Below are 26134 nucleotides of genomic sequence, written 5' to 3' on the forward strand. Positions count from 1 at the left end.
ATCAGGCTGCCTTGCGCCGGCCGAAGACGTGGCCGACAAGCTCCTGGACGCGGACGGCGGTCGGGACATCGCCGAACAGGATACGGTACATGATGGGGGCGACTACGCGATCCATCACTGCATCGACATCGGGGAACGCCTCGCCTCTCTCCTTCGCCCGACCGGCAATCGCCTCGATCTGCTGACGGGTGAAGTTGCAACATTTGCTGGCATTGTCGCCGGTCTGGGCGGAGAGCACATCGCGGACATATTCACGGCCAGGACCAGAAGACATTTCCTCGGCATATTGCTCGGCCCAGGCCTCCAGATCACCGGCGCCGGTACCGGTATCGGCCGGCTCCATATCGGGGCGCAGGCGCTCCACGGCGACGTCGGCCAGCAATTCCTGCAGGTCACCCCAGCGGCGATAGATGGTGGAAGGCGTCACGCCTGCACGCGTCGCGATCAGCGGCACGGTTATCTCTGCACGGCTCATCTCTACGAGGAGGTCACGCACCGCGGCATGCACGGAAGCCTGAACACGCGCGCTTCTGCCACCCGGACGGATATTCTCTTTCACTGCCATTTCGAACCAACCTTATCCGCCTGAAGTGTGCTGCGATCTTTCAGATTCGCCTAGCACGCTTCCAGCTCCTTTTACGCAATTCCGAGTGCAAAACCGCGGCCAACAGTTCAGAAACCTTCATGTACCCATAAACGCAAATTATTTGCTTTTAGACTTTACGCGTCCTAGATAGAGCTAACGCAATAAATTAGCTTTAAGGAGCTTATATGGTCGCCGCTTCCGAATCCATCAAGAATTCGTCGCCCATGGGCTTCCATGCTCTGACGCTTGCGATCTTCTTCGGCGCATCAGCAGCGCCGACGCCTCTCTATCGCATCTATCAGGAAAGCTTTGCCGTTTCTCCCATCCTGATCACCGTGATCTTCGCAGTCTACGCCTTCGCACTGCTCGCAGCCCTGCTGATTGCCGGTTCCATTTCCGACCATCTCGGACGGCGGCCCGTCATTTTCGGCGCGCTGGTGCTCGAAATCATCGCCATGGCGCTGTTTTCCATTGCCAGCGGGCCGGAATGGCTGATCGCAGCACGTATCGTACAGGGGCTTGCGACCGGTATTGCCGGCGCTTCGCTGGGTGCCGCCCTTGTCGACATCGACCGGACAAAGGGGCAGATCGTCAACTCGCTCGCACCGCTTTCCGGCATGGCGATCGGCGCCATCGGCACCAGCGCGCTGATCCAGTATGGACCCGAGCCACTGCATTTCGTCTATACCCTGCTGCTTGCCGCCTTTGCCGTACAGGCCGTTGCGCTATGGCTGACGCGAGAGACGGGCGGCACGCGGCCCGGTGTCTTCAATTCGCTGAAGCCGACGATTTTTATTCCGCAGCAGGTGAAGAAGCCTCTGTCGCTGGTGACGCCGATCAATATCGCCAACTGGACACTCGGCGGCTTCTACCTGTCGCTCGTGCCTTCGCTGGTCGCTTCGACCACCGGCAGCCGCGCGCCGCTCACGGGTGGGGCGGTCGTGGCAGCGCTGATGCTGTCGGGCGCAATCGCCGTCTTCCTGCGCCGCAACCGCAGCCCGAAAGCCAATCTCTTCTTCGGAGTCGCTTCCCAAACATCAGGCATCGCAACGGTGGTCGCGGGCGTGCATCTTGCCAATGTGCCGCTGCTGCTCGTCGGCACGCTTTTAACGGGTGCCGGTTTCGGCACTAATTTCCTCGGCTCAATCGGCACGATCATGCCGCTTGCTAAGCCGGAAGAGCGGGCTGGCCTGCTTTCGGCCTTCTATATTCAGAGCTATCTCGCCTTCAGCCTGCCGGCAATCCTTGCCGGCTTCCTCGTTAAGTCGATCGGCTACGGCATGACCACAGACATCTACGCAACCGCCATCGTCCTCGTCAGCCTTGCCGGGCTGATGGTGATGCGCACGACAAGGGAGACGACGCCGGCTTAAAGCGTGTCGCGATCTTTCGAATCCGTCACGCTTTAAGCTCTTGTTTTCGCACGTCGTTATCGCAAAATCGCAGTCAGCGCCAGCCGAACGCCGGCGCGACATATTTCAGGATCGATTCGATGACGTGGGCATTGTATTCCACGCCGAGCTGGTTGGGGACGGTAAGCAGGAGCGTATCGGCCTCGGCGATAGCCTCGTCCTTCTTAAGCTCCTCGATGAGAGCATCGGGCTCGGCGGCATAGGAACGGCCGAAGATCGCCCTCGTATTCTCGTCGAGGAAACCGATCTTGTCCTGCCCTTCATTGCCATAGCCGAAATAAGAGCGATCGCGATCGTTCACCAGCGCGAAGATGCTGCGGCTGACGGAAACGCGCGGCTCGCGCTGATGGCCGGCCTCCTTCCAGGCTTCGCGATAAGCACGGATCTGCTTGGCCTGCTGGATGTGGAAGGCTTCGCCCGTCTCGTCATCCTTCAGCGTCGAACTCTGCAGGTTCATGCCAAGTTTGGCGGCCCAGACGGCCGTAGCGTTCGAGCCTGCGCCCCACCAGATGCGCTCACGCAGCCCTTCGGAATGCGGCTCGAGGCGCAGCAGGCCGGGCGGATTGGGGAACATCGGCCGCGGATTAGGCTCAGCAAAGCCTTCGCCCCGCAGCACTTCGAGGAAGACCTCGGCATGGCGGCGGCCCATATCGGCATCGCTCTGGCCTTCCGGCGGGTTGTAGCCGAAATAGCGCCAGCCATCGATGACCTGCTCGGGCGAGCCGCGGCTGATGCCCAGCTGCAGGCGTCCGCGGGAAATCAGATCGGCCGCGCCGGCATCTTCAGCCATGTAGAGCGGGTTCTCGTAGCGCATGTCGATGACCGCGGTGCCGATCTCGATGCGGCTTGTGCGGGCGCCGACGGCCGCCAGCAGCGGGTATGGCGAAGCAAGCTGACGAGCAAAATGATGGACGCGGAAATAGGCGCCGTCAGCGCCAAGTTCTTCAGCGGCGACCGCGAGATCGATCGACTGCAGCAGCGTATCGCCTGCCGAGCGCGTCTGGGATTGCGGCGAGGGCGTCCAATGCCCGAACGAGAGAAAACCGATCTTCTTCATGATTCCATCGCTTAAACTGAAGTGTGCCCTGCACGCTTCTTGTCATGATTCCTGACAGGCATATAGGCGCTCGCAGGAGATTTCTGAACCGGATGACAGATCAAATGCGAATTCGGCGCCGCGCAGTTGCAGCACAGAACGCGGTCTATCGGGAAACCTCGTAAAAGCACGGGGAAAAATTTGTTCCCGGCCACACTCTTAAGACAATTCTTAATTAGTCATATAAATTGCCGTCCGCTAGATTGTGAAGGGAAAGCAATGAATACAGATAGTTTTGAAAAGAAAGCCGACCTGCTGCTGGTCATGGCAAACGCTCATCGACTGCGGATGCTGAAGACGCTTGCCGAGCGCGAGGTGGCGGTCAACAACCTCGCCGATATTATCGGAATCAGCCAATCGGCACTCTCCCAACACCTTGCCAAGCTCCGCAGCAGAGACCTCGTCAAGACGCGACGCGATGCGCAGACGATCTACTACTCAGTCAAATCCGAGAAGGTCCATGTGATCCTCGATATGCTGAGCGAAATGTTCGACGAGGGCCAGACAACGGATCGCCTGCTGGCAGGTTAGGAGACTTCTTGTCACCCAGCATTCTCCGCCGTCACCGGTTATCTGCTCTAGCCTGGCCTGCTACGCCGGGCATGAACATTCTTTATTTCTCCACGAGCTTGGCGAGCTGCTCGGCGACCGTGCCCCAGCCGTCGTGGAAGCCCAACTCCACATGCGTGTTGCGGGTGTCCTTGTCCTTGTGCATGACGAGGGCGTTGTAGTCTGTGCCTTCGGGATGGTCGGCGAAGGTGATGATGGCTGTCATGAAAGGGGTCGGCGCGGGGCGCCAGCCGCCGAGGAGCGCATTGGTGAAAACGAGGCGACGGCCTTCCTGAACATCCAGGAAACAGGCGCTGAGATGCGGCTGAAAGGGGGAGCCATCCTCACTCATCTCGGTCACTAGGGCGCCGCCGGGTTTGACTTCCATGGCGGCGACACGGCAGAGCGCCGGCGCTGGGATCCACCATTTTTCGAATTTTGCTGGCGTGGTCCAGGCGCTCCAGACAGTGGCCACAGGTGCCTTGATGATGCGCGAAATGGTCAGATCGAGATCCGGATTAATTTGAGTGTTCACTGGGGCATTCATTGGGATTTTTCCTCCGTCGATTGCGTGGCGGTAACGAAAGCTTCGAGCCTGTCCGTGCGGGTTTCCCAGATGGCACGCTGGGCCGAAAGCCAGACATCGACCATCGCGAAACGCTTCTTTTCAAGCGTGCAGGTGCGCACGCGGCCCTGCTTTCTCGTTTCGATTAGGCCTGTCTCTTCCAGCAGGTGAATGTGTTTCATGAAGGACGGCAAGGCCATGTCGAAAGGCTTTGCAAGGTCGCTGATGCTGGCCGGGCCGGTGCCTAAACGACCGATGACGGCGCGGCGCGTGGGATCGGCCAGTGCCAGGAAGAGGCTGTCGAGTTGATGTGAATAGTAATCCATAAGGCTAAGTATCAGGATCCGATACTTAGCGCAAGAGCTAAGTGTTTTGAGTTGGCTGTTCGTGTGCCTGCAGCAGGATTCTCCGCTCAAGCCCAGCCAGAGATGGAGGGAATGTGAGAGCGGCGCCCGCGGCCCTTGCGAGCCGCGGCGCCTCACCAATTATGCAGCCTTATCAGTTGCCGGATAGGGATCGAAGCGGCTGTAGAAGGTTTCGCCCTTGGCAGCCATGTCCTTCAAGAGCGGCGTCGGCTTGAAGTGGTCGCCATAGCGGGAGGCCAGCTTTTCGGCGAGGTCCACGAAGGCCTTTACACCCATGCCGTCGATGTAGCTCAGCGCGCCGCCGGTATAGGGCGCAAAGCCGAAGCCGAGGATGGAGCCGACGTCGGCTTCGCGGGGATCGGTGACGATGCCCTCTTCCATCGTGCGGGCGGCTTCGAGCGCGATCGTGACCAGGAAGCGCTGCTTCAGGGTATTGACGTCAATCTCGTCCGCCGGCTTCTGCGGATAGAAGGTCTTCAGCTCCGGCCAGAGGAATTTCTTGGCTGGCTTGGCCGGATATTCGTAGAAACCCTTGCCGTTCTTGCGGCCGTGGCGATCGAGCTCGTCCACCAGCTTGTCGATGAGAGCGAGGTGACGCTCGTCTACGGCCTTGGGGCCGAGATCGGCGACGGTTGCCTTGAGGATCTTCTGCGAGAGATCGATCGCCACTTCATCGTTCAGCGAGAGCGGACCGACCGGCATGCCTGCCATCTTGGCGGCATTCTCGATCATCGCCGCCGGCACGCCTTCGATCAGCATGTCATAGGCTTCGTGGATATAGCGGAAGACGCAGCGGTTGACGAAGAAGCCTCTGGTATCGTTGACGACAATGGGCGTCTTCTTGATCGCGGCCACGTAATCCAAGGCAACGGCAAGCGCTCTGTCGCCGGTGTTTTTGCCGAGGATAACCTCGGTCAGCATCATCTTTTCGACCGGCGAGAAGAAATGCACGCCGATGAACTGGTCCGGGCGCTTCGAATTTTCGGCAAGGCCCGTGATCGGCAGGGTCGAGGTGTTGGAGGCGAAGATCGTCGTTTCCGGGATGACGGCCTCCACCTGCTCGATGACCGCCTTCTTGACGGCGCGGTCCTCGAAGACTGCTTCGATGACGAGATCGGCATCCTTCAGATCCGCATAATCGGCGGAGGGTGTAAGGCGGGCGAGAAGTGCGGCACCCTCTTCCTGCGTAAGACGCCCCTTACCGATGGAATCCTTGACAAGGCCTTCGCCAACACCCCTGCCCTTGGTGGCAGCCTCAATATCGCGGTCGATCAGCACGACCTCGAAGCCAGCGGCGGCCGTGACATAGGCGATCGAGGCGCCCATGAAGCCGGCGCCGACGACGCCGACCTTCTTGAGTTCCATCTTCGGCACACCGGCCGGGCGGCGGGCGCCCTTGTTGAGCTCCTGCATGGAGATGAAGAGCGAGCGGATCATCGAGAAGGCTTCGGTGGTCTGCAGCACCTGCGTGAAATAGCGCTGCTCGATCTTCAGCGCGGTGTCGAAGGGAACCTGCAGGCCTTCATAGACGCATTTCAGGATGGCGAGCGCACCCGGATAATTGCCCGCTGTTTCGCGGCGCAGGATCGCCGGCGCTGCCGGCCAGAGCTGGGCAGCGGCGGGTGTCCAGATGCCGCCGCCCGGCACCTTGAAGCCCTTTTCGTCCCAGGGGGCGACGGGCTTTAGGCCGTCCTTGATCATCTGCTTGGCGGCCGGAATGAGCTGATCCGGATCGACCACCTGATGGATGAGGTTCATGGCCTTTGCGCGCGAGGCGTTCAGCGACTGGCCCGTCGTCATCATCTGCAAGGCGGACTGGGCATCGGTCAGCCGCGAGATGCGCTGTGTGCCGCCGGCGCCGGGGAAGATGCCGACCTTGACTTCCGGCAGGGCGATCTTGACGCTCTTGGTATTGGAGGCGACGCGGCCGTGGCAGGCAAGCGACATTTCCAGCGCGCCACCCATGCAGGTGCCGTTGATGGCGGAAACCCAGGGCTTGCCGCAGGTTTCGAGCTTGCGGAACAGGCCGGTCATACGGCCGACCAGATCGAAGAGTTTCTGTGCCGCACCGTCAGGATTTGCGGCCTTCTCCTGCTGGTAGAGTGTGAACATGGACTTGATCATCGAGAGATCGGCACCGCCCGAGAAGGAGGACTTGCCCGAGGTGATGACCACGCCCTTGACGGCGCTGTCGGCAACCGTGGCACCGATGATCGCATCGAGTTCGTTCATCACCTCTTCGGTGAAGACGTTCATCGACTTGCCGGGCATGTCCCAGGTGACCAGCGCGATACCATCCGCATCGGTCTCGACGGTGAAGTTGGTGTAGCTCATCGTCTCTCTCCCTTAAACGCGTTCGATGATGGTTGCCGTGCCCATGCCGGCGCCGATGCAGAGGGTGACCAGCGCGGTGTTGAGATCGCGGCGCTCAAGCTCGTCCAGCACGGTGCCGAGGATCATGGCGCCGGTCGCGCCGAGCGGATGGCCCATGGCGATCGCCCCGCCATTGACGTTGATCTGGTCATGCGGAATGTCGAAGGCCTGCATGTAGCGCAGCACGACGGCGGCAAAGGCTTCGTTCAATTCGAAGAGGTCGATATCGGCAAGCGTCATGCCCGTGCGCTTCAGGAGCTTTTCGGTGACATCGACGGGGCCGGTCAGCATCAGAGCCGGGTCGGAGCCGATATTGGCGAAGGCCTTGACGCGGGCGCGCGGCTTCAAGCCCATGCTTGTCCCCCCGGCTTTCGAGCCGAGCAGGACAGCAGCGGCGCCATCGACGATGCCGGAGGAATTGCCGGCATGGTGGACGTAAGTGACGCGCTCGACTTCCGGATGGGCCTGGATCGCGACAGCTTCGAAGCCGCCCATTTCGCCCGGCATCTGGAAGGAGGGATTGAGGGAGGCGAGCGCCTGCATATCTGTGCCGGGGCGCATGTGTTCGTCATGGGCGAGGATGGTCAGGCCATTCTGATCCTTGACCGGGATGACGGAATTCTTGAACCAGCCGTTGTTCCACGCATTCGCCGCGCGCTTCTGGCTTTCGACGGCGTAAGCATCGACGTCGTCGCGGGAGAAGCCGTATTTGGTGGCGATGAGATCGGCCGACACGCCCTGTGGCATGAAATAGGCCGGGAAGTTGACCGAGGGGTCCATGAACCAGGCGCCGCCGGACATGCCGAGGCCGACGCGCGACATGCTTTCGACGCCGCCGGCGATGACGATATCGTCAGCGCCCTGCGCGATCTTGCCGGCGCCGAAATTCACGGCATCGAGGCCGGAGGCGCAGAAGCGGGAGATCTGCATGCCGGGTGCTTTCGTCGAATAACCGGCCTCGAAGGCGGCAGCCTTTGGGATGACGGCGCCGGCATCCATGACCGGGTCGACACAGCCCATGATGATGTCGTCGACCGTTTCGGTATTCAGGCCGTTGCGGTCGCGGATCGCCTCCAGCGTCTTTGCCGCGAGGCGGACGGAGGGCACTTCGTGGAGTGAGCCATCCTTCTTGCCTCGGCCGCGAGGCGTGCGGACGTGATCGTAAATGAAAACCTCGGTCATTGTCTCATCTCCCTGGCGGCGCAAAGGCGCCGGTGAATTTTGCTCTTCCGGCAAGGCCAGAGCCGGAGAAGGTTGCGCTTGCGGCCCCCTCATCCGGCCCTTCGGGCCACCTTCTCCCCCGGGGGAGAAGGGGATCGCAATCAAAACGCTTCGGCGGCCAGTTCCATCATCGTGTCGGCGCCGGTTTCGATGCGGGTCTTGCGCAATGCGGTTTCCGGCATCACGCGCTCCATGAAGAACTTCGCCGTGATCAGCTTGTTCTTCAGATAGTCCTCCCTGGCATCGCCGGCGGCAAGACGCTCGTTGGCGGCTTTTGCCATGCGCGCCCACATATATCCGAGAACGACAAGGCCGAAGAGGTGCATGTAATCGGTGGAGCCGGCACCGGCATTGTCGGGCTTGGCCATGGCGTTCTGCATGAACCACATGGTCGCACCCTGCACATCGTTCAAGCCCTTTTTCAGGTGCTTGGTGAAGAAGCCGAGTTGCTCGTCATTGCGATTTTCTTCGCAGAAATCGCCGATCTCCTTGAAGAGCGCCATGGCCGCGCGGCCGCCGTTCAGCGCCAGCTTGCGACCGACGAGATCGAGTGCCTGGATACCGTTGGCGCCTTCATAGATCATGGCGATGCGGGCATCGCGCACATACTGGCTCATGCCGTGCTCTTCGATATAGCCGTGACCGCCGAAGACCTGCTGGGCCATGACGGCATGATCGAAGCCCTTGTCGGTCATCACTCCCTTCAGGATCGGGGTGACGAGGCCGAGAATATCGTCGGCCGTCTGGCGCTCCTTCTCGTCGGTGGCGCGATGGGCGATATCAGACTTGAGCGCGGTCCAGAGCAGGAAGGCGCGGCCGGCCTCGTTGAAGGCGCGGATAGTCATCAGCGAGCGGCGGATATCGGGATGGACGATGATCGGATCGGCCTTCTTGTCCGGCGCCTTCACACCTGACAGCGAGCGGCCCTGGATGCGATCGCGGGCGTAATTGGCGGCGTTCTGATAGGCGATCTCGGAAATGGCAATGCCCTGCAGGCCGACCATCAGGCGGGCCTCGTTCATCATCACGAACATGGCGTTGAGGCCGCGGTTTTCGGTGCCAATCAGGAAGCCCGTCGCCTCGTCGTAGTTCATGACGCAGGTGGCGTTGGCATGGATGCCCATCTTGTGTTCGATGGCGCCGCAGGAAACGCCGTTGCGGGCGCCCTGCGCGCCGTCCTTGCCGACGAGGAACTTCGGGACGATGAAAAGCGAGAGGCCCTTGGTGCCCTCAGGCGCGCCTTCGATGCGGGCCAGCACCAGGTGGATGATGTTGTCGGCCAGGTCATGCTCGCCGGCGGAGATGAAGATCTTCTGGCCTGATATCCTGTAGCTGCCATCAGCCTGCGGCACTGCCTTGGTGCGCAGCATGCCGAGATCGGTGCCGCAATGCGGCTCGGTGAGGTTCATGGTGCCGGACCAGCTGCCGTCCACCATCTTCGGCAGGTAGGTGCTCTTCTGCTCCTCGGTGCCGTGGACGAGGATTGCAGCGATGGCGCCCTGAGTCAGGCCGGGATACATCATCAGCGACATGTTGGCGGCGGAGGTATATTCGCCGACGGCGGTATGCAGCGTATAGGGAAGCCCCTGCCCACCGAATTCCGCCGGCACCGCAAGGCCGATCCAGCCCCCTTCGCGATAGGCTTTATAGGCCTCCTTGAAGCCCTTCGGCGTAGAGACGCTGGCATCGTCGTGGCGAGTGCAGCCTTCCAGATCGCCGGAATAATTCAGCGGAAAAAGAGCTTCCTCGGCAACCCTTCCGGCCTCGCCGAGGATCGCTTCGATCATATCGGGTGTCGCATCGGCAAAACCCGGCAGATTATTATAGCGCTCGAGACCCAGCACGTCGTTCAGCACGAAGAGCGTGTCGTTCACCGGGGCCTTGTAGACTGGCATCGTTCGAATTCCTCCAATTCGGCAACCGGATCGCTCCGGCCTTGAGACTCTCTTACAAAATATTGACGTTTGCGTAAACGTCAAATTCCGCGTGCGCGCAATTTTGTGAAGTGTGTGGAGAGGGGCAACCATGCAGCGCCATTATCGCTTCGGCGGGAATAGTCCGTTGCTTCTCCGGCTAAGCGCGCTACACTCCTCTTGCGACTTTGGAGAAGCCTGGGAGGAGCTGTTTCATGAAGAGAGCGTGGCCTGCGGAGTTCAATTCCATTTTCGATACGGCGGAGGAAGTGACCATCGAGCCCATAACAGTCGAGCCGGTCAACGGCGAACGGCTTGTTGCGCATGACGAGCCTCCGGCTCTGCGTAAGGCGCTGAGAGTGCGTATTCCCATGGAAACCTACGAACGCATCTGGCCGCTGGCAGAGATGCGGTTCCGGCCGGGCGAAGGTCCCTACGCCGGCAAGGCGGTGACACTGATCGCCACCAACCCGCACTATCACCCCTGGCACCCTGCCGATGGCGGCAGCGAGGAGAAAGTCAGCGATAGCGGACGGCATTACAAGATCGATTATCTGATCGTGCATTTCCTCTTAGATGAGGTGCGCGAAACCGTAGCAGCCTGAGCATGGATCTTACGGCTTGAAGGTCCAAACCGCTTGAAGGCAGGACAGCTCCCGGAATAGGCTTGCGTAAGCAAAGTCCATTCGGGGAGCGGAGCCTTGAGCGATTTCGATATCATACGGCGACGCGCCGAAGAGAGAAAAGGCGGAGCCGATGCGCTGAAAGCGATGCTGCCGGCCATGCCTGATCATGAGGCGCTGCGCGCGCTGCCCGACGATCGCATTCTTTCGCAGATGACCCGGCGCATCTTCTACAGCGGCTTCGTTCACAAGGTCATCGATAATAAATGGCCGGGCTTCGAAGAAGCTTTCGATGGCTTCGATCCCGCCGCCCTCAACATCGCTCCCGACGAATTTTGGCATGATCTGACTGGTGATGACCGCATCGTCAAGAACGGTGCGAAGATCATGTCGGTACGCGCCAATGCGGCCTTCGTGCGCGAACTGGCGAACGAAGCGGGCAGCGCCGGCGCCTTCTTCGCGAACTGGCCGCGCGAGGACCATATCGGCCTGCTCGAAGTGCTCACCAAGCGCGGCAGCCGGCTGGGCGGAGGCACGGGTCAATATTTCCTGCGCGGCATCGGCCGCGACAGTTTCATCATGACATCAGATGTGCTCGCCTGCCTGAGGGATGCGGGCGTGCCGCTCTCGGCGTCCGGGACCGGCAAGAAGGATCAGCAACTGATCCAGCAGACGTTTAACCGCTGGGCCAAGGAAACGGGGCAGCCGCTCGCCTATCTCTCACGTATCTGCGGGCTTTCGATCGACGCGCCGGAAGCGTGAAAAATTTCCGCCCGACGGTTTTTTGAAGGGCCGGGACTGCCTACCTCTCTCGAAAGGTTCATCCCAAGGAGAAGATCATGGCCGAGTTTCCCTATCGCAGCGCGCTGATTGTCGGCGCCGGTTCCGGCATCAGCGGCTCGCTCGCCCGCAAGCTTTCAGACCGCGGCGTGAAGGTTGGCCTTGCAGCACGCAATATCGGCAAGCTCGGGCCGCTGCTCGACGAAACCGGGGCCAAGGCCTTCGCCACTGATGCCGCACAACCGGCGGCGGTTTCGGCGCTGTTCGAGCGCGTGGATGCGGAGATCGGCCAGCCTGATATCGTGATCTATAATGCCAGCGGCCGGGTGCGCGGGCCGATCGCCGAGCTCGATCCTGCTGATGTGGAACAGGCGATCGCGACCAGTGCCTTCGGCGGCTTCCTCGTCACGCAACAGGCGGCAAAACGCATGATCCCGCAGGGGCGCGGGGCGATCCTGCTGACAGGGGCGACGGCCAGCATCAAGGGATTTGCGCAATCGGCGCCCTTTGCCATGGGAAAATTCGCCCTGCGCGGCCTGGCGCAAAGTGCCGCCCGCGAGCTTGGGCCGCTGGGCATCCATGTGGCACATTTCATTATCGACGGCGGCGTGCGATCGACCACCAGACCCGACCGCGAAGACAAGCCTGATGGCACGCTTTCGCCTGATGCGGTCGCGCAATCCTACATCGATGTGCTGCTGCAACACCGAAGCGCCTGGTCGCAAGAGGTGGAACTGCGGCCCTGGACGGAGAGCTTCTGATCCGGCCGGTTACGGCGCGGTATATTTTCTTTTCCGCAAGCATGGAAATCGGTAAGATCAGGCCGGCTTCGACAGCTTGGGAGGGAACGATGCCGCGACTGGACCATGTCACGATCGATACCCGCAATGCGCCGGTCATGATCAGCTTTCTGGAAAGCATTCTCGGTGTGAAGGAAGGCTACCGACCACCCTTCCCTACATCCGGCCACTGGCTCTATCTGGATGACAGGCCAGTCATCCACCTAAGCCTTACTTCACGCGCAGCTGACTTTCCGCCCGGCATATTCAACCATGTCGCCTTCAGCCTCTTCGAATTCGAATCGGCACTCGCCCGCATCAAGGCGAGCGGCTATCGCTATGAATATCTCGACATTCCGGATACCGATCTCGGCCAGGTCTTCGTCTATGGGCCAGAGGGCGTGAAGATCGAGCTGCAGTACAAGCGTCCGATCTGAAGATTTCCGCGCTCCAAACTGGCCCGAAAAGGGCAAAAGTTAAAAAATTCCAATCCGGGTTAACGAGTTCTTTACCACGTTTCGTAAAAGGTGCGCGGTGAGCATTGGCGATCTGCATTCCTTTTCTTTGTCTCGCGTTTCAGGAGTGCCGCCAAAAATCTATCCAGCTTGAGGAAAGTCTAATTGACTATTTCCTTATGGATGGCGCTCTCCGACGTGTACCTGGGTACGCTTCGGAAAAGGCAATGATCGGGCCCAGACCGGGCAATCGAAGCGAGCAAGAACATGAACGGATCGCGATCACATTCTTCCCGGCATTCCGACAGGACCTCGCTCGACGCGTTGAACCGCACCATCGAAGGGCTGGAAGCGCGGATAGAAGGCCTGATGGGCAGCGGGCGCGAACAGCAGCCCCGCAATCCGACGCCCGACCGTGATCCCTACGCCAGTTCCTATGCGCCGCGCGCAGCCGATCCGCTTGCAGAAATCCGCCAGCGCCAGCGCGCGCTTGACGCTACCAGAGAAAACCGCGAGCGCGCCTATACGCGCGAAGCGGCGCCGGCCCTTCTGCGTGAGCCGGCCCTCGCGCCTGCCCTGCAGCGCGCTCCGGCGCCGCAGCCGGCGGCACCCGCCTTCCGCGCCTCCAACGACACGATGAACGAAATCGCCCAGGCACTCGTCAACCTGCGGCAGGATCTGAAACGCGACATTTCCGAAGGTGTCACGCGTGAGATGAATGCGCTGCGCACGGAACTGCGCGAGATCAAGACCAGCGCGCAGGACCGGCATTTCGCCGACGACATCCGCGCCGACATGGGTCGTCTGTCGCAGAGCATTGCGCAGCTCACCAACCGCTCGGCCGGACCGGAGGCTACCGGCCTGCGCAGCGACTTCGAGGAACTACGTTCGCTGATGGACGGGCTGGCGCGCGAAGATTCGATGCGCCACATGGAACAGCGCTGGGACAATGTGGAAAATCGCCTGGCAGAGCTCGACACGGCCGGGCTGCAGGAAGAGCTGGTATCGCTCGCCTACCGGCTTGACGACATCAAGCGGCATCTTGGCGGCATGGGCGAAAGCCCGGCCGTGCAGGCGCTGGAAGACAAGCTAATCACCATCGCCTCCGCCGTCGAGCAGTTCGGCAATCTGATCCAGCCGCACGACCGGATCATGTCCGAACAGTTCGCCGCCATGGATACGCGGCTCGACGAGATCAGCCGCGCGATCGCCGCCAGCGGACGCACTGCCACGGGTACCGATCCGGTACTGATGCAGCGGCTGGAAAACCGCCTTTCCGCACTTGGCGACCAGATCGAGCTGATGGGTCGGGCCACCATGAGCCGGCCCGGTCCAGCCGACGACATGGCGGGCCGGCTGGAAGCGCTGACGGCGCGCGTTGAAGACCTCGCCAATACCGAAGCGACTTCACGTCTCGACGAGCGGCTTGAGCACCTTTCCTATCTGCTCGAACGCACGCAGAAGGCCGCGCCGCAGCCGGACCTGACCGGCACGCTTTCCGACATCTCCCGCAAGATCGATGCGCTGGAAAGCGGCTCGGTCAATGATGCGCTCGCCAAGCGGCTCGACTATCTCGCACGCCGCATCGACGAAATGGAAATCCGCCCCGCTCCGGCGCCTGTTATCGACGACAGCGCCTTTCAGCGTCTCGAAGGGCGGCTCAGCGACATCGCCGCGCGGCTCGAAGAAAGCACGGCGGCCGCGCCGACCGACACGCGCGCGCTGAAGAACCTCGAAGATCAGATCGCCAATCTCTCCGAACTCTTGAGCGCACCACGCGAAAACGCCGAAGTGTCGGCAAATCTCGACCGCCGCATGGGCGCGATCGAAGATTATATCGCGACGAACGACGAATATATCATCGAGGCAGCGCGGCAGGCGGCGGAAGCGGTGGTCGATGCTTATTCGCGCAATGGCGGAGCGCAGGGCGCTGCACCTGCAGCAGCCGACATGTCGGCCCTGGTCGCGCTTGCCGAAGATCTGCGGCATCTCGAAGATCTGAGCCGCGACGGCGAAGAGCGCACCCACAAGACCTTCCAGGCCCTGCACGAGACTTTGGTGCATATTGCCGACCGGCTGGATACGATGGAAGAGCGGGTTCGCCCGGCCGCCCGCATACCGGCGGCAGAAGTCGATTTCGACGTCGATCCCTACGCACTGGTCGACGCAGCCCGGGAGCCGGCTAAAGTTCCGGTGATGCAGGCGGCGAAGGCTTCGCCTGTGCTGCGCACGGCCGCCATCGCTGACGAGGCCGCGCCGCGCATGCCGGAAGCGGCGTTGGCCGACAGCACCAGCGCGATCGCCATCGAAGCCACCAGCCAGCAGGAAAAGCCAGTTGTTCCCGCCAAAGGCGGCCTGCTCGCAACCCTTGGCCGCAAGCTGGTGCCATCGCGCAAGACGGAAGCAAAGGCGGTTGCCGAGCGCACGGTCATCGATCCCGCTCCGTCGATCGATCCCGTCGACGTGATGCCGACCGAGGCGGCAAACGAACTGCTGGAACCGGGCTCGGGCGCACCTGATGTGAAGAAGATCCTAGAGCGCGTGCGCGCCAGCCAGAACGCCCAGCGCGGCAAGCCGGCCACCGAAAACGATCGGGCGGACTACATCGCCGCTGCGCGCCGCGCCGCGCAGGCTGCCGCCATGGAGATCGACAGCAACGCAAAGCCTGCGACGCGCGCCGAGCGTCGTGCCGCCAAGCCTGAAAAAGCCGGCAAGGGTGGCGCCTTCTCGCGCTTCCGCCGGCCGATCCTGCTGGCAGTCGGCGCCATCCTGCTCGCCATCATGGCCTTCCCGCTTGCGCGCACGCTGACGACGGGCGAAAAGGCCCCGCCACCGGCTGAAGTCTCGGCCCTGACCGGTGCGACCGAAATGCCGCAGGCCAACATGGCAGCCCCTGCACCGGTTGCGCCGGAAGCAATCGCACCGGAAATCGGTGCCCAGGCGCCGACGATGACGCCGGAGACAACACCTCCCGAGGCGGCCGCTCCTGCAGAGCCGCAGGCGGCGACACCCGACCACCTGACCGACGCCGCGCCGCTTGACGGCGAAGGAGCTGAATCCTTCGACCAGGCACCGGCACAGGAGACATCCAGCTTCGTTCCGAACGCGCCGACCGCACCGGAGGCAACGACGCTGGCAGCTCCTGCTGCTGCCTCCATCATCGTTCCCGACACGATCCAGCCGCAGCCGCTCGCCGACGCAGCACGCAACGGCGATGCGCTGGCGCTTTTCGAGATCGGTGCGCGTTATACCGAAGGCCGCAACGGCCTTGCCGCCGACCAGAAGCAGGCCGCGAGCTGGTACCAGCTTTCCGCCGACAAGGGCTTTGCGCCGGCGCAGTACCGTCTCGGCAGCATGTATGAGAAGGGCAATGGCGTCGGCCGCGACGTGCAGAAGGCCAAGGCCCTCTACGAACAGGCTGCAGCCCAGGGCAATGCCAGCGCCATGCACAATCTCGCCGTACTCTACGCCTCCGGCGCGCTCGGCCAGCAGGATTATGCTACGGCCGCCTCATGGTTCCAGAAAGCGGCCGACCTCGGCATCACCGACAGCCAGTTCAACCTCGCCATCCTCTGTGCCCGCGGCAATGGCGTGCCGGCGGATCTGGAAGAATCCTACAAGTGGTTTGCGATCGCCGCCAGGGCCGGTGACAAGGACGCCGCTCAGAAGCGCGACGAAGTGGCGAATGCCATGAAGCCGGACCAGCTCGAACGCGCTCGCGCCAAGGCCGACCTCTGGAAGCCGCAGCCGCTCGACAACAAGGCGAACGGCATCGAAATCCCCGATGCATGGGCAAGCGGCGCTGCGCCGAAGACGGCAACTGTCGACATGAAGAAGGCCATCCGCAACATCCAGGCGATCCTCAACAATAACGGCTTCGACGCCGGCCCGCCGGACGGAGAGATGGGCGCCAAGACGGTGACCGCCATCAAGAACTTCCAGAAATCGATCGGTCAGGAACCGACCGGCAAGGTCAATGACGACACGGTGAAGGCGCTTCTGGAGCGTAACAAACCAGGCGCCAAGGCTATCTGAAATAACCCGGCGGCACTCTGCCGCAGGGCTTTCCGCCTTTTAGGGCCGGCTGTCACAAAACCTGAAAAAAGCCGGATTATGCGGGACATATCGAGGCCCGCATCCGGCTGATCGCGCTTTTTTCCTTCGAAAGCCTCTGGCAACGATTTCACAGTAGGATGCGCCATTCGAACGGGACGTGAGACGGGCCGCCGCGGCGGGCGCGGCGACAAGCGGGGTCGGCTGTGACAATCTATCTGCCCATCGCAGAATTGTCGGTGAACATCTTCATCATTCTCGGCATGGGGGCTGCCGTCGGCTTCCTGTCCGGCATGTTCGGTGTTGGCGGCGGCTTCCTGATCACGCCTCTTCTGATCTTCTACAACATCCCCCCGGTCGTCGCCGTCGCGACAGGCGCCAACCAGGTGGTGGCTTCCTCGATATCGGGGGCAATCACGCATTTCCGGCGCGGCACGCTGGATGTGAAGCTCGGCACGGTGCTGCTTGTCGGCGGTCTTTCGGGCGCGACGGTCGGCATCTGGATTTTCTCGCTGCTGCGCGCCATCGGTCAGCTCGACCTCTTCATCTCCCTGCTTTACGTCGTCTTCCTCGGCACGGTCGGCGGGCTGATGCTCTGGGAAAGCGTCAACGCCATGCGTCGTGCCGCCCGTAACGAAGCGCCTGCCCCACGCCGGCCGGGCCATCAGCACTGGGTGCACAAGCTGCCCCTGAAGGTACGATTCAAGAAATCGAAGATCTATCTCTCGGTGATCCCGATCGTGACACTCGGATTTTCGATCGGCATCCTCACCTCTGTGATGGGTGTCGGCGGCGGATTCATCATGGTGCCGGCGATGATCTATCTGCTGCGCATCCCGACCAATGTGGTCGTCGGGACCTCGCTCTTCCAGATCATCTTCGTGACCGCCTATACAACGATCGTGCAGGCGGCGACCAACTATTCGGTCGATATCGTGCTCGCCTTCTTCCTGATGCTCGCCGGCGTCATCGGTGCGCAATATGGCGTGCGCGTCGGCCAGCGGCTGCGTGGCGAACAGTTGCGCGCCCTGCTCGGCCTACTGGTTCTTGCCGTCGGCCTGCGCCTCGCGGTCGCGCTGATCGTGACACCGGAAGACATCTATTCGGTGGTCATGGGATTGGGGAACTGATGCTTCGGCTCCTCCTGCTCCTTACCCTTCTCATGCCTGTCGCCGCCTCGGCACAGGTGCTGCTGCCCGGACAGGGAACGACGCGGGCCGAGCGCGAAGGGCTGGAAATCGGTACCTCCACCAGCGAAATCGCCATTACCTCCGATTTCCGCGGCGCAGATCTGACGATTTTCGGCGCAGTGACGAATACCGACGACCTGCTGCTCGCCATCGGCCAGTATGACGTCATCGTGGTTCTGGAAGGCCCGCGCGAAGATGCCACGGTGCGCAAGAAGGAGCGGGTCTTCGGCATCTGGATCAATACCTCGTCAATGACCTTTGCCGACGTACCGCATTCCTATTCGATGTCGAGTTCGCGCTCCATCGACGACATCACGACGCCACTCGACCTGACCGGAGAGGGTATCGGCATCGATCATATTCCGCTGCGGCCGATCGATTTTGCCGGCAACTTCAACAGTCTCAACGAATTCCGCACCGCCTTCCGGCGTCTGCAGCAGTCGGGCGGGCTTTACGAGCGCGATCCGAGCGGCGTTCGTTTTGTCTCCTCCAACCTCTTCAAGGCAAGCCTGCGGCTGCCGGCCAATATTCCGAACGGCGTACACACGGTGCGTGCCTATCTGTTCAAGAGCGGGAAGTTCGTGACGCAGAAATCGCAGCCGCTGCGCGTCATCAAGACGGGCATCGAGCAAACGATTACCGATGCGGCGCATGAGCAACCGATTTTCTACGGCTGCTTTGCGGTGCTGCTGGCCGTGCTGACGGGATGGGGTGCAAGCCTGATTTTCCGCAAGGATTGATCGGGCGGATTTCCGCCATCGGGCGATGACTTTCAAATGGGCTTTTATCAAACGTCCGGGGACGGTGACGTGCCCGGTGGCGGACGCTTGTCCCGATGCCCGCCACAGCCACCATTCAAACTCTTCTTGCTGAGAACCGCTTGCATTTTGCCATCAGTCGAGCTAGCTTGAAAACCAGTTGTTTATAGCAACTAGTTTTGAAGGGCGTGATCCATTGGAGGATGAGATGAGGAAGCTTGTTGTCTGGAACCTGATGACGCTGGACGGTTACTTCGAAGGGACGAAGCCGTGGGACATCGAGTTCCACAATCTGGCCTGGGGGCCGGAGCTGGAGAAATATGCCGAGCAGTTCGGCGAGGAAGGCGACCTCTTGGTCTTCGGCCGCAAGACCTATGAGGGCATGGCCGCCTACTGGCCGAGCGCGGAGAGCGAAGACAAGATCAAGGCCTATATGAACAGCATCGCCAAGATCGCCGTCTCGCGGACCATGGAAAAGGCGGACTGGAACAACACGCGCGTCGTCAATGATCCGGTATTCGAACTGAAGCGGCTGAAGGAAGAGGATGGCAAGACGATCTTCATCTTCGGCAGCGCCGAACTTGCCGATACCCTGCTGAAGGCGGGGTTGGTGGATGAAATCCGCATCTGCCTCGTGCCCGTCATTCTCGGTCGCGGTAATCCGCATTTCAAGCCTGCGGATGCACAGCAGTCCCTGAAGCTGCTCGACTCGTCTGTGACGAAGAGCGGCGCGGTGATCCTGCGCTACGAGCCCGTCAGGGCAGTCTGATCATTTGCCTTTACCGGCTGCAGCCACCAAGGCTGCGGCCGCTTCGCCTGCCGTTTCCATATAGGTGGGATCGCGATGCAGGAGCACGGCGGCAAAGGAGCCGTCGAGCAGCAAAACGACCTGGCGGGCGAGCTTTGGCGGCTCGACAAGATGCTGCTCCTCGAAGATAGCAGCGAGCCATTGCTCGACATTCTTCTTATGCGCGGCACCAACCTTGATGGCGGGATGGCCGGGCATATTGGCAAGTTCAGCCGAGGTCCTGAGATAGCCGCAGCCCTTCCATTTCGGATGCCGGGCCGAGCGAGCCAGATTGTCGAATATACCCTTCACCTTCGCCGCCAGATCCCCATCCGTTTCCGCAAACCAGCGCCGATAGACTGCAAGATTGGGCTGGTCGCGGGTTTCCAGATAGGCGGCGATCAGGTCGTCCTTGCTGTCGAAATGATAATAGAGGGTGCGCTTCGTGACATCAGCTTTCTCCGCCACGGCATCAACGCTCACGGCCCGAATGCCTTCGCTGTAGAACAGTTTGGCCGCAGCGGCGACGATGCGTTCGCGTGTGTCGGAAGCGGATTTGACCATGTCGGCAATGTATACCGACTAGTGAGTATGCTCAACATCAACTGTCGCCTACTGTCCCCCAAGTGCAGGCAAGGGAGAGATATATGCCGGCTGCAGAAAAACGGGGGAAGAGCGACCTTGCACGGGAGGCGGCAGCTGTCGCGATCGGCTGCCGTGACGGCGTGGAACTTCGCGGCCATCTCTGGAGTGCAATCAGCGACCGCAACAATGGCAGCGTCGTCATCAATCCGGCAACCGGCGTTGCGGCACACTATTATCACTATTATGCGCGCTTTCTCGCCGAACACGGCTTTGACGTGCTGACCTATGATTATCGCGGCATCGGCCTGTCGCACCCGGAACGGTTACGCGGCTGCGGCTATCGCTGGCGGGACTGGGGCGAACGGGATTTCGATGCGGCGCTGCTCTTCATGGAGGGCCAGCGGCCCGGCCAGCCGCTTTTCGTCGTCGGACACAGTATCGGCGGCTTTCTGCCCGGCCTTTCGGCGCATGCCGACCGCATCACGCGCATGCTTGCGGTCGGCGCGCAATATGGGAACTGGCGAGACTATGCCCTCGCGCACCGCTGGCGGCTGCTCCTGAAATGGCATCTTTTCATGCCAGCGGCGACCTTGCTGTTCGGCTATTTTCCGGGGCGGCGTCTCGGCTGGCTCGAGGATCTTCCGAAGGGCGTTGCGCTCGACTGGGCGTTCCAGCGGGAATGGATCGATCCTCATCCATCGGCTGCCGAAAGGGCCGGCGCGTCGAAGCCCTTTGAAAATTTTCATGCGCCAATCCTGAGCCTCACCGTCACCGATGATGAGATTGCGACCGTCCGGGCTATCAGGCGCGGTCTTTCTCACTATCGCAATGCAAAGGTGGAAGAAGTGCTGCTGATGCCTGAAGATCTCGGATTTCCGAAGATCGGGCATTTCGATCTTTTCCACGCCCGCCACGCCGCCGGCTTCTGGCTCGACACTCTGCTCTGGCTGCGGGACGGCACCAATCCCTGGCCTGGTAAAAAGCCGTCGGAACATCTCGTATTCGCATAAAAACCGCTCTTTAACGTTTACGAGTTAGTAATCTCTCGGAAACGAGAGGTTTGTATCATGCGTACTCGTATCGTGCTCGCGGTCATCGGGCTGGCCCTGCTTGCCGGCTGCGCGACGGCGCCCCGCCAGACGAGAAATATCTGCGCCGTCTTCGATCAGAAGGATGGTCTCTTCACAAGCTGGCAGGGTGCTGCAGAGCGTGCGGAGAAGAAATACGGCGTGCCGGTGCCAATCCTGATGGCGACCATGTATGTCGAATCCGGCTTCCAGCCTTATGCGCGGCCGCCGCGCACGAAACTCTTCGGCTTCATTCCCTGGACGCGGCCTTCGACGGCCTATGGCTATTCGCAGGCGCTGAACGGGACCTGGGACCACTACCAGTCCGAAACCGGCAACTGGGCCGCAACGCGTACCAACTTCGCCGACGCGATCGATTTCATCGGCTGGTACCACTACAGCAACAGTCAGGCGACGGGTATTCCGCTCAACGACGCCTATGGTCTCTACCTTGCCTATTACTCCGGTCCGACGGGATACAAACGCGGCGACTGGCGCAACAATGGTCAGTTGCAGCAGACGGCGCAGAAATTTGCGCGGATGGCCGGGACCTATCAGCAGCAACTGCAGGGATGTAATTGAGTTATTCCCTTCTCCCAGTGGGAAAGGGAGACGGTGTCAGCCCCGCAAATTGTCGTACCGGACCGAATAGATCCTGTCACGGCCGAGCAGATGAGCAATCAGCGACGCCTTGTCGAAGAGGCCCTTCATGGCCTTGTGGCCAAGGTCGAGACCACCGCTCATGACGCCGAAGGCGGGCATCAGCAGGCGGCCGCCGTCCGTCGCGAAACAGGGACGGCGAACGGATTTTTCGCGGCGGCGGACGGTGGCTGCCGGATGCAGATGGCCGGCGATTTCACCCTTCTGCAAGCCATCGCGCGGCTCATGACGGAAGGTCAGGCCGGCATAATAGAGCTCGTCGGAGCAGGTACCCGGCAGGTTGACGGTGCCGTCAGGATCATGGTTGCCATTGATCCAGATCCATTCGCGGCCGCGGGCCATTTCGACGATCAGCGTGCGGAAGGCATCCGGCAGATGCTCGGAGCCGACGCGGTCGTGAAAATTGTCGCCGAGCGAAATGACGATTTTCGGGTCGTAGCGGGAGATGACGGCCGCGAGCACAGTGAGCGTCGCCAGCGTATCGTAAGGCGGCAACATCATGCCGCGGCGGGCAAAGGCCGCCCCTTTTTCCAGATGCAGGTCGGAGACGACGAGAATGCCGGCATCCGGCAGATAGAGCGCGCCGAGCGGATCACAGACCGCGGCAACACCGTGAATGGCGGTTTCGACGCCCGGTATTGCGGCAAGGCCAGTCATGTCGCGCGCGAGCGCAAGGCGATTCATCACTCTCGTCATTCCTAAAAATTTCAGGCCATCGCCTCGGCGATCAGGTCGTCGGCGGCTTCGGCCAGCAGCGCGTCATGGGCCTGGCCCGGCACCGATTCCTTGCCGATTTCCAGCATGACCGGCACGGCGAGCGGCGAAATATGGTCCAGCGCCCGGTGGGTGATGTGGCCCTTGATTCGTCTCAGCATATCGCCAAGTCGGGAAATATCCAAAAGACCGGTGGACGCATCCTGTCGCGTCGCCTGCAGCAGGATGTGGTCGGGCTCATGGGTTCGGAGCACATCATAGATCAGGTCGGCGGAGACGGTGATCTGCCGGCCGGTCTTTTCCTTTCCCGGATGGCGCCGCTCGATCAAGCCTGCAATCACGGCACAATTGCGGAAGGTGCGCTTCAGAAGGAAGGATTCATTCAGCCAGGATTCCAGATCGTCGCCTAGCATGTCCTCGTCGAAGAGATCGGAAAGTCTGAGGCGGCCGTTGGCGATCATCAGACCGATATCTTCAAGCCCCCAGATGGCGAGGGAATAATCCGTTGCGACGAAACCGAGGGGTTTTGCCCCTGTCCTGTCCAGCCGGCGGGTGAGCAGCATGCCGAGCGTCTGGTGTGCGAGCCGCCCTTCGAAGGGATAGATGACCATGTAATCGCGGCTGCCGCGCGGGAAGGTCTCGATCAACAGCTCGTCACGTTTCGGCAGGAGAGATTTTTCCTTCTGCAGTGAGAGCCAGTCTCGCACCTGATCCGGCAGACGGTGCCAGCGATCGGGATCATCCAGCATCGAGCGGACCTGATCGGCAAGGTAGGTCGAGAGCGGGAACTTGCCGCCGGCGTAGGAAGGGATTTTCGGATCGAAGGAATAGGCCTGGCTCACAAGCGCCTCGTTTTCCCGGATGCCTTCGAAGCGGAGCACCTTGCCGGAGAAGATGAACGTATCGCCCGGTGCGAGCTGTTCGAGGAAATATTCCTCGACCTTGCCGAGCACGGCACCCGGACGGCCGAGCCTGCCACCCTCGCCGCGTTTAGCCATGCGGATGTTCAGCATCGGATCCTCGACAATGGTGCCGAGGTTCAGGCGATATTGCTGTGCCACCTGCGGATTGGAGACGCGCCAGCGGCCTTCCTTGGTCTTGCGGATGCGGGCATAACGCTCATAGGTGCGCAGAGCGTAGCCACCGGTCGCCACGAAGTCGACGACGCGCTCGAATGTCTCCCACGGAAGATCGGCATAAGGCGAGGCGCTGGTGATCTCATCATAGAGTTCCAGCATGTCGAAGGGTTCGGCACAGGCCATGCCGAGCACGTGCTGGGCAAGTACATCGAGTCCACCGCGGCCGACGGGGGGCGTATCCTGCGCGCCGATGTAATTCGCATCGAGTGCTGCCTGGCACTCCATGACCTCGAAGCGGTTGGCGGGGACGAGGATCGCCTTCGACGGCTCGTCCATGCGATGATTGGCGCGGCCGATGCGCTGGGCAAGGCGCGAGGCGCCCTTCGGCGCGCCGACATGAATGACGAGGTCGATATCGCCCCAGTCTATGCCGAGGTCGAGGGTCGATGTGGCGACGACGGCCCGCAGTCGGTTGGCGGCCATCGCGGCTTCGACCTTGCGGCGCTGGGCAACATCCAGCGAACCATGATGGAGCGCGATCGGCAGGTTCTCCTCGTTGACCGTCCAGAGCTCCTGAAAGAGCATTTCGGCCTGCGAGCGGGTATTGACGAAGAGCAGCGTCGTCTTGTGATCGATCAGCTGCCGGTAGACATCCGGGATCGCATATTTGGCGGCATGGCCGGACCAGGGGATGCGCTCCTCGGTATCGAGAATGGAGATATTGGGCTTGGCGCCGCCTTCGACGAGCACGAGGCCGGCATGGTTTTCCCTGCCCTCCTGCTGCGCCACCAGCCATTTCTGCAAATCCAGGGGTTCGGCAACGGTGGCGGAGAGCCCGATGGTCCTCAAATCGGGCGCAAGCCTGCGCAGCCGAGCAAGGCCGAGCGAGAGCATGTGCCCGCGCTTTGAGGTGACGAGCGAATGCAGCTCGTCGAAGATGACATATTTCAAATCCTTGAAGAAGCGTTCGGCCTCCCGGTTTGCCAATAACAGGGCGACCTGCTCCGGCGTCGTCAGCAGGATGTCGGGCGGGTTGAGCTTCTGGCGCTGGCGCTTGGCGTTCGGCGTATCACCGGTGCGGTTCTCGATCGATATCGGCAAGCCCATCTCGGTGACAGGCTTCATCAGGTTGCGCTCGATATCAACGGCCAGCGCCTTCAGCGGCGAAACGTAGAGCGTGTGGATGCCAGTGAAGGCCGAGCCAGGCGGGATCTTGCCACGGCGCGTGAGGTCGGTCAGCGACGGCAGAAAGCCGGCGAGCGTCTTGCCGGCGCCGGTGGGCGCGATGAGCAGCGTGCTCTCGCCGGCTTCGGCACGGGCCAGCAATTCAAGCTGGTGGGCGCGCGGGCGCCAGCCCTTTTCCGCAAACCAGCGGAGGAAGGGTGTAGGCAAGGCAAGGCTGGTCTCGGCATCGATCTGATCCACGGGGCAAATGTAGTTCAAACGCGGACGAATAGAAGCGGTATTGACTCCCCGGTATAATCGTGGATAAATAATGTCCATGATTAAAGGAGATCAGCTGTGAAGCTTGGTGACGGCGTCGAACAGAGCATTCATTGCACGGCGGTACTATCAGGGCTTTCCAAGGGCGGCGTGCTATCGGCCGCAGCCCTCGCCGAATATCACGGCGTATCGACGAGCTATCTGCTGAAGCACCTGCAGGCGCTTTCGGGAGCCGGAATTCTGGAGACAGTGCCGGGGCCAAAGGGCGGTTACCGGCTGGCGAAGAAGCCGGAAGACATTTCGCTGCTCGATATCGTGCTCGCGGTCGAAGGCCCGGCGCCGGCCTTCCGCTGCGCCGAAATCCGCCAACGTGGCCCGAACCCGCTGCCGCAGCGCTATTTCACCAAGCCCTGCCAGGTCACGGCGGCAATGCTCAGAGCCGAGCACGCCTATCGCGCCGAACTCGCGAGCACCAGCATCGCCGACATTCTGACAGAGCTTTCCGCTGATGATGACGGCGGGATCGCCGCCAGAGGCTGCGCCTTCATGGAAATGCATGAAAGAAAAGTGGCTCGCTGAGCCCCACACAAACCCCAACCCAAGGAGAAATACCATGCAAGCACGTTTCAACTTCGGCAAAGCCGCTCCGGATGCCTATAAGGCCGTCGTCGCTCTGGAGCAGTATGTGCAGGAATCCGGACTGGATAAGCGCTTCATTCACCTGATCAAGCTTCGTGCCTCGCAGATCAATGGCTGCGCCTATTGCGTCGACATGCATGTGAAGGAAGCGCGCCATCACGGGCTTTCGGAACAATGGATCAACCTGATGTGCGTATGGCGGGAATCGCCGGTTTACGACGCCCGCGAACGCGCCCTGCTCGGCTGGGTCGATGCTGTAACGAAGATTGCAGAGACCGGTGCGCCGGATGCCGATTACGAGGCACTGAAGGCGCATTTCTCGGAAGAAGAAATGACCAAGATCACGGTTGCGATCGGCACGATCAATATCTGGAACCGGCTTGCCGTCGGCTTCCGTAGCCAGCATCCGATCGATGCACCGCAGAAGGCGGCCTGAGACCTC

General features: G+C 61.3%; 24 protein-coding genes. 14 read left to right on the forward strand and 10 right to left on the reverse strand.

Translation table 11 applies throughout. The features are described 5' to 3' along the window. Position 1 precedes the first annotated feature (1 nt). The gene (locus AC1DM5_RS13435; protein ID WP_477818961.1) at positions 2–565 is read right to left on the reverse strand and encodes a TetR/AcrR family transcriptional regulator; all 564 of its coding nucleotides are present in this window, start codon (positions 563–565) and stop codon (positions 2–4) included. Between the two features lie 206 nt (positions 566–771). Here AC1DM5_RS13435 and AC1DM5_RS13440 point away from each other — a divergent pair, with 206 nt between their 5' ends. After that, complete coding sequence (locus AC1DM5_RS13440) at positions 772–1959, forward strand: MFS transporter (protein ID WP_477818962.1); 1188 nt, start codon at positions 772–774, stop codon at positions 1957–1959. Between the two features lie 73 nt (positions 1960–2032). Here AC1DM5_RS13440 and AC1DM5_RS13445 read toward each other — a convergent pair whose 3' ends face one another. Next, on the reverse strand, positions 2033–3055 hold the full coding sequence (locus AC1DM5_RS13445) for an LLM class flavin-dependent oxidoreductase (RefSeq protein WP_477818963.1): 1023 nt from the start codon (positions 3053–3055) through the stop codon (positions 2033–2035). Positions 3056–3313: 258 nt separating this feature from the next. On the opposite strand from AC1DM5_RS13445, the gene AC1DM5_RS13450 reads away from it, so the two are divergent. Continuing rightward, on the forward strand, positions 3314–3625 hold the full coding sequence (locus tag AC1DM5_RS13450) for an ArsR/SmtB family transcription factor (protein ID WP_477818964.1): 312 nt from the start codon (positions 3314–3316) through the stop codon (positions 3623–3625). Positions 3626–3707: 82 nt separating this feature from the next. Here the strand turns inward: AC1DM5_RS13450 and AC1DM5_RS13455 are convergent, their stop codons facing one another. The 5 genes from AC1DM5_RS13455 to AC1DM5_RS13475 form a co-directional block, all read right to left on the reverse strand. Next, positions 3708–4178 carry an SRPBCC family protein gene (locus AC1DM5_RS13455; RefSeq protein ID WP_477975106.1) on the reverse strand — a complete coding sequence of 157 codons (471 nt, stop codon included), beginning with the start codon at positions 4176–4178 and terminating at the stop codon, positions 3708–3710. An 8-nt stretch (positions 4179–4186) separates the two neighbouring features. Then, positions 4187–4534 (reverse strand): ArsR/SmtB family transcription factor, encoded by a 348-nt coding sequence (locus AC1DM5_RS13460; protein ID WP_477818966.1) that lies wholly within the window; start codon positions 4532–4534, stop codon positions 4187–4189. Positions 4535–4693: 159 nt separating this feature from the next. After that, positions 4694–6907 (reverse strand): 3-hydroxyacyl-CoA dehydrogenase NAD-binding domain-containing protein, encoded by a 2214-nt coding sequence (locus tag AC1DM5_RS13465; RefSeq protein ID WP_477818967.1) that lies wholly within the window; start codon positions 6905–6907, stop codon positions 4694–4696. Between the two features lie 12 nt (positions 6908–6919). After that, positions 6920–8128: an acetyl-CoA C-acetyltransferase gene (locus AC1DM5_RS13470; RefSeq protein WP_477818968.1), complete on the reverse strand. Its 1209-nt coding sequence runs from the start codon at positions 8126–8128 to the stop codon at positions 6920–6922. A gap of 140 nt (positions 8129–8268) precedes the next feature. Further along, the gene (locus AC1DM5_RS13475) at positions 8269–10062 is read right to left on the reverse strand and encodes an acyl-CoA dehydrogenase C-terminal domain-containing protein (RefSeq protein WP_477818969.1); all 1794 of its coding nucleotides are present in this window, start codon (positions 10060–10062) and stop codon (positions 8269–8271) included. A 233-nt stretch (positions 10063–10295) separates the two neighbouring features. On the opposite strand from AC1DM5_RS13475, the gene AC1DM5_RS13480 reads away from it, so the two are divergent. The 8 genes from AC1DM5_RS13480 to AC1DM5_RS13515 all read left to right on the forward strand — a co-directional run bounded on the left by AC1DM5_RS13480 (position 10296) and on the right by AC1DM5_RS13515 (position 19487). After that, positions 10296–10685 (forward strand): hypothetical protein, encoded by a 390-nt coding sequence (locus AC1DM5_RS13480; RefSeq protein ID WP_477818970.1) that lies wholly within the window; start codon positions 10296–10298, stop codon positions 10683–10685. Between the two features lie 96 nt (positions 10686–10781). Further along, positions 10782–11465, forward strand: a complete 684-nt coding sequence (locus tag AC1DM5_RS13485; RefSeq protein WP_477818971.1) for a DNA-3-methyladenine glycosylase I — start codon at positions 10782–10784, stop codon at positions 11463–11465. 77 nt (positions 11466–11542) lie between these two features. Continuing rightward, complete coding sequence (locus AC1DM5_RS13490) at positions 11543–12244, forward strand: SDR family NAD(P)-dependent oxidoreductase (RefSeq protein ID WP_477818972.1); 702 nt, start codon at positions 11543–11545, stop codon at positions 12242–12244. A gap of 89 nt (positions 12245–12333) precedes the next feature. Then, positions 12334–12699, forward strand: coding sequence for a VOC family protein (locus AC1DM5_RS13495; RefSeq protein WP_477818973.1), 366 nt, complete (start codon positions 12334–12336; stop codon positions 12697–12699). 285 nt (positions 12700–12984) lie between these two features. Beyond that, complete coding sequence (locus AC1DM5_RS13500; protein ID WP_477818974.1) at positions 12985–16752, forward strand: peptidoglycan-binding protein; 3768 nt, start codon at positions 12985–12987, stop codon at positions 16750–16752. A 224-nt stretch (positions 16753–16976) separates the two neighbouring features. Beyond that, complete coding sequence (locus AC1DM5_RS13505) at positions 16977–17900, forward strand: sulfite exporter TauE/SafE family protein (protein WP_477818975.1); 924 nt, start codon at positions 16977–16979, stop codon at positions 17898–17900. Then, on the forward strand, positions 17900–18700 hold the full coding sequence (locus AC1DM5_RS13510) for a TIGR02186 family protein (RefSeq protein WP_477818976.1): 801 nt from the start codon (positions 17900–17902) through the stop codon (positions 18698–18700). The genes AC1DM5_RS13505 and AC1DM5_RS13510 overlap by 1 nt, the downstream gene beginning before the upstream one ends. A 226-nt stretch (positions 18701–18926) precedes the next feature. Beyond that, positions 18927–19487: a dihydrofolate reductase family protein gene (locus AC1DM5_RS13515; RefSeq protein WP_477818977.1), complete on the forward strand. Its 561-nt coding sequence runs from the start codon at positions 18927–18929 to the stop codon at positions 19485–19487. Here AC1DM5_RS13515 and AC1DM5_RS13520 read toward each other — a convergent pair whose 3' ends face one another. Further along, positions 19488–20069, reverse strand: coding sequence for a TetR/AcrR family transcriptional regulator (locus tag AC1DM5_RS13520; protein WP_477818978.1), 582 nt, complete (start codon positions 20067–20069; stop codon positions 19488–19490). Between the two features lie 83 nt (positions 20070–20152). On the opposite strand from AC1DM5_RS13520, the gene AC1DM5_RS13525 reads away from it, so the two are divergent. Together AC1DM5_RS13525 and AC1DM5_RS13530 are read left to right on the forward strand one after the other, a co-directional pair. Continuing rightward, complete coding sequence (locus AC1DM5_RS13525; RefSeq protein ID WP_477818979.1) at positions 20153–21100, forward strand: alpha/beta hydrolase family protein; 948 nt, start codon at positions 20153–20155, stop codon at positions 21098–21100. A 57-nt stretch (positions 21101–21157) separates the two neighbouring features. Beyond that, positions 21158–21739, forward strand: coding sequence for a transglycosylase SLT domain-containing protein (locus tag AC1DM5_RS13530; protein ID WP_310378984.1), 582 nt, complete (start codon positions 21158–21160; stop codon positions 21737–21739). A 36-nt stretch (positions 21740–21775) separates the two neighbouring features. Here AC1DM5_RS13530 and pdeM read toward each other — a convergent pair whose 3' ends face one another. Together pdeM and AC1DM5_RS13540 are read right to left on the reverse strand one after the other, a co-directional pair. Continuing rightward, positions 21776–22501 carry a ligase-associated DNA damage response endonuclease PdeM gene (gene pdeM / locus AC1DM5_RS13535; protein ID WP_477819161.1) on the reverse strand — a complete coding sequence of 242 codons (726 nt, stop codon included), beginning with the start codon at positions 22499–22501 and terminating at the stop codon, positions 21776–21778. Positions 22502–22524: 23 nt separating this feature from the next. Further along, the gene (locus AC1DM5_RS13540; RefSeq protein WP_477975108.1) at positions 22525–25035 is read right to left on the reverse strand and encodes a ligase-associated DNA damage response DEXH box helicase; all 2511 of its coding nucleotides are present in this window, start codon (positions 25033–25035) and stop codon (positions 22525–22527) included. 96 nt (positions 25036–25131) lie between these two features. Between AC1DM5_RS13540 and AC1DM5_RS13545 the strand changes: the two genes are divergently transcribed. Both AC1DM5_RS13545 and AC1DM5_RS13550 read left to right on the forward strand, forming a co-directional pair. Further along, positions 25132–25632 (forward strand): RrF2 family transcriptional regulator, encoded by a 501-nt coding sequence (locus tag AC1DM5_RS13545; protein ID WP_477818981.1) that lies wholly within the window; start codon positions 25132–25134, stop codon positions 25630–25632. A 34-nt stretch (positions 25633–25666) separates the two neighbouring features. Further along, positions 25667–26128, forward strand: coding sequence for a carboxymuconolactone decarboxylase family protein (locus AC1DM5_RS13550; RefSeq protein WP_477818982.1), 462 nt, complete (start codon positions 25667–25669; stop codon positions 26126–26128). Positions 26129–26134 lie beyond the last annotated feature (6 nt).

This window comes from Rhizobium sp. 01T437 (assembly GCF_056398505.1).